4 protein-coding genes are annotated in these 2,386 nt (G+C 60.8%); all 4 read left to right on the top strand.

The annotated features are described in order from the left end of the window. On the top strand, window positions 1-181 hold a 181-nt coding region (locus tag H5U38_02280; protein MBC7185840.1), incomplete at its 5' end, for a hypothetical protein. 467 nt (window positions 182-648) lie between these two features. Continuing rightward, on the top strand, window positions 649-1,407 hold the full coding sequence (locus tag H5U38_02275) for a TonB family protein (GenBank protein MBC7185839.1): 759 nt from the start codon (window positions 649-651) through the stop codon (window positions 1,405-1,407). A gap of 232 nt (window positions 1,408-1,639) precedes the next feature. Then, a complete protein-coding gene (locus H5U38_02270) occupies window positions 1,640-2,107 on the top strand; it encodes a response regulator (GenBank protein MBC7185838.1) in 468 nt (155 codons plus the stop codon). Between the two features lie 33 nt (window positions 2,108-2,140). Then, the gene (locus H5U38_02265; protein ID MBC7185837.1) at window positions 2,141-2,344 is read left to right on the top strand and encodes a hypothetical protein; all 204 of its coding nucleotides are present in this window, start codon (window positions 2,141-2,143) and stop codon (window positions 2,342-2,344) included. Window positions 2,345-2,386: the final 42 nt, after the last annotated feature.

Below are 2,386 nucleotides of genomic sequence, written 5' to 3'. Positions count from 1 at the left end.
TTACAACGTGAGGGGCCAGCTCATAGCCCTACTCTGCGACCAATCGCAGCCAGCAGGTCGCCACAAGCTGGTGTGGGACGGCCGAGACAGTCGCGGAGAACCAGTGGGAAGCGGCGTCTACGTCGCCGTGCTCTCGCACGGAGGACAGGTGCAGAGGGTGAAGCTCCTGCTCGCAAAGTAGCCGGTTCGCCACCGCGTAGCGGTATGGGCTCTTCCCCTGCTGCTGCGCGGTGGCACCCGCGTGTTCAGGAAGTGCACAAGAGCACGCCCGAACAGCAGCCAGTCTGAGAATCCAGCCTAACCTGCCGAAATTTCCCCTTGACTTCTTCGAGAATTGTTGTAAATTGGCACAATCAAAGCGAGCGCGAGCTCCTCTCACGTCCAAGGTGGAGGTGAGGTGTCTCGGACTGAGAACGAGTCGAATATTTGCACAATCGCTGCTTGCTGACCGGGGCAGGGACCGCACGGTCCTGGCGCGGTGCGAAAAGACGATAGCCGCCACCAGCAAAGGAAAAGACCGATGCACCTTGGAGGAAGAACAGGGGTACATCGGGGGGCGGTTGTATGGAACACGGGGCGCTTTACAGAGAAGTGGGAGGGACTGCCTGGGGCGGTTCCTGGAAGCCACAAACCTGGAGGGGGAGGAAGATGAAGGGAGGTGTCAGGACTGTGGTGCGAAAGGGAGCAAAGTGGTGCCTGGCGATAGTCTGTGCTACCGCGCTGCTGGCAGTGCAGACGCGCTACGGCCGGGAAGGTGTTGAGGAGCGGCGGACTCCACAAGTCCCCGGCCCGGAGGTGGCAGCTGCGCAGCAGTATGATGGACCGGCCGTCCCCGCCAGTAGCGAGGTCGCGACGCTGCAGAGAAACCCTGAGCCCGCCAGCAGGCCTGTGCGGACACAGGCACAGCAGGAGGGCGACACGCAGGTTGTGACTTCCTCTCGGGACGCTTCCCCGCGAATCGCCACGGAAGGCGTCGACAAGACGGACAGCCCCAAGGAAGGCGAAAGCAGTTGGATCGCCGAGATACGCAACGGGAACTTGGCGCGCCTCGAGCGGTTCTCGCGGGAACGGGGGCAAGGCGACGGCGGATCCGTGCCGGTGGATGTGCGATCCCCGACTCATGTCGCCGAGGTCTTGGCCCGCCATAACCAAGAGATTCTGGAATGCTACCGGCAGCGAGTCAAGATCAATCCAAGCCTTGAAGGGTCTATCGACCTGCGTTTTGTGGTATCGCCGGAGGGGCAGGTGACGAGTGCGGAGGTGGTGGAGTCCACGCTCGGAGATCCAGAGCTGGAGTGCGCCCTGGTGAATTGCGTCCTGCGCTGGACGGACTTTGGGCGTTGTAATCCCGGGGAGGGACAGCACACCTATCGGCAGCGCTACACGTTTGGGGTGGAGAACAGATAGTCGGGGACACATGCAGAATCTGCAAAGGCGAGCAAATAGGTGCTCGCCTTTTTTATGTCACCGGAGAACCCCCCTATGCCATGATTTTTGACTTGCATAAGTGGCAAAAAAGGGCTATATTGCAAGCACGTGGAATTCACGGGCGCCTCGCTGGTCACACAAGCCGCAGGCGGCCACCGAGCGTTCCTGCATGAGAGCGGGGCATTGGCGCAGAGCGAAAGGTGCGACGGCAATGAGCAACATCCTCATCGTTGATGACGAACAAGACATCTTGGACGTTCTGCCCCAGGTCATGAAGCGGTGGGGCTACAATCCGATCGTGGCACGGGACGGGCGCGAAGGGCTGCAGAAGTACCAGGAGTACCCGATCGACGCCGTGGTCACGGACATGAAAATGCCAGAGATGGACGGCCTGCAGTTGCTCAAGGAAATCATGAGCCTTGACCGACACGCCGTGGTCATCCTGTTGACCGCGTACCCCTCTCTGGACTCGGCCATCCGCGCCATGCGGGAAGGGGCGTACGACTACCTCGTCAAGCCAGTGAACCTGGAGGAGCTGAAGCTCAGAATCGAGCGGGGCCTGGAGCGCAAGAGCCAGCTCAAGGCCATCCCCATGCTGCGGGGACTCAACTGGGCCCTCATCGTCAGCATCCCCCTGTGGTTGATCCTGGGTATCATCCTGGCGAAACTCCTGCGCTAAGGGACAGCGCCACTGAGCCTACGCGAGATACGCATGAGTCACGAAGCACACCCAGAAGCCCAGCGACCCACCAGCCAGGAGGTGGATTTCCCCCTGGCCGACACTATCTCCCTCCGCACCGTGGTGAATCTGCTGCTGCGCAAGGGGGTGGTGACCGTTGAGGAACTTCTGGAGGTGGAAAGCTGGAACCTTGCTTGGGATGATGCGCCTCAAACTGAACGGCCGCACGCATTCTAAGGAGGGAAAGCGATGGGGCTCAAACGACTGATGAGCAAGACG

Source organism: Calditrichota bacterium (genome assembly GCA_014359355.1).
GTDB lineage: Bacteria > Zhuqueibacterota > Zhuqueibacteria > JANLFK01 > Oleimicrobiaceae > Oleimicrobium.
This window is presented reverse-complemented; position numbering and strand designations above follow the sequence as displayed.

What these genes read in the sequence shown, in the direction of transcription:
- H5U38_02275 (MBC7185839.1), top strand. Translation starts at nt 649, where the DNA reads ATGAAGGGAGGTGTCAGGACTGTGGTGCGAAAGGGAGCAAAGTGGTGC.
- H5U38_02270 (MBC7185838.1), top strand. Translation starts at nt 1,640, where the DNA reads ATGAGCAACATCCTCATCGTTGATGACGAACAAGACATCTTGGACGTT.
- H5U38_02265 (MBC7185837.1), top strand. Translation starts at nt 2,141, where the DNA reads ATGAGTCACGAAGCACACCCAGAAGCCCAGCGACCCACCAGCCAGGAG.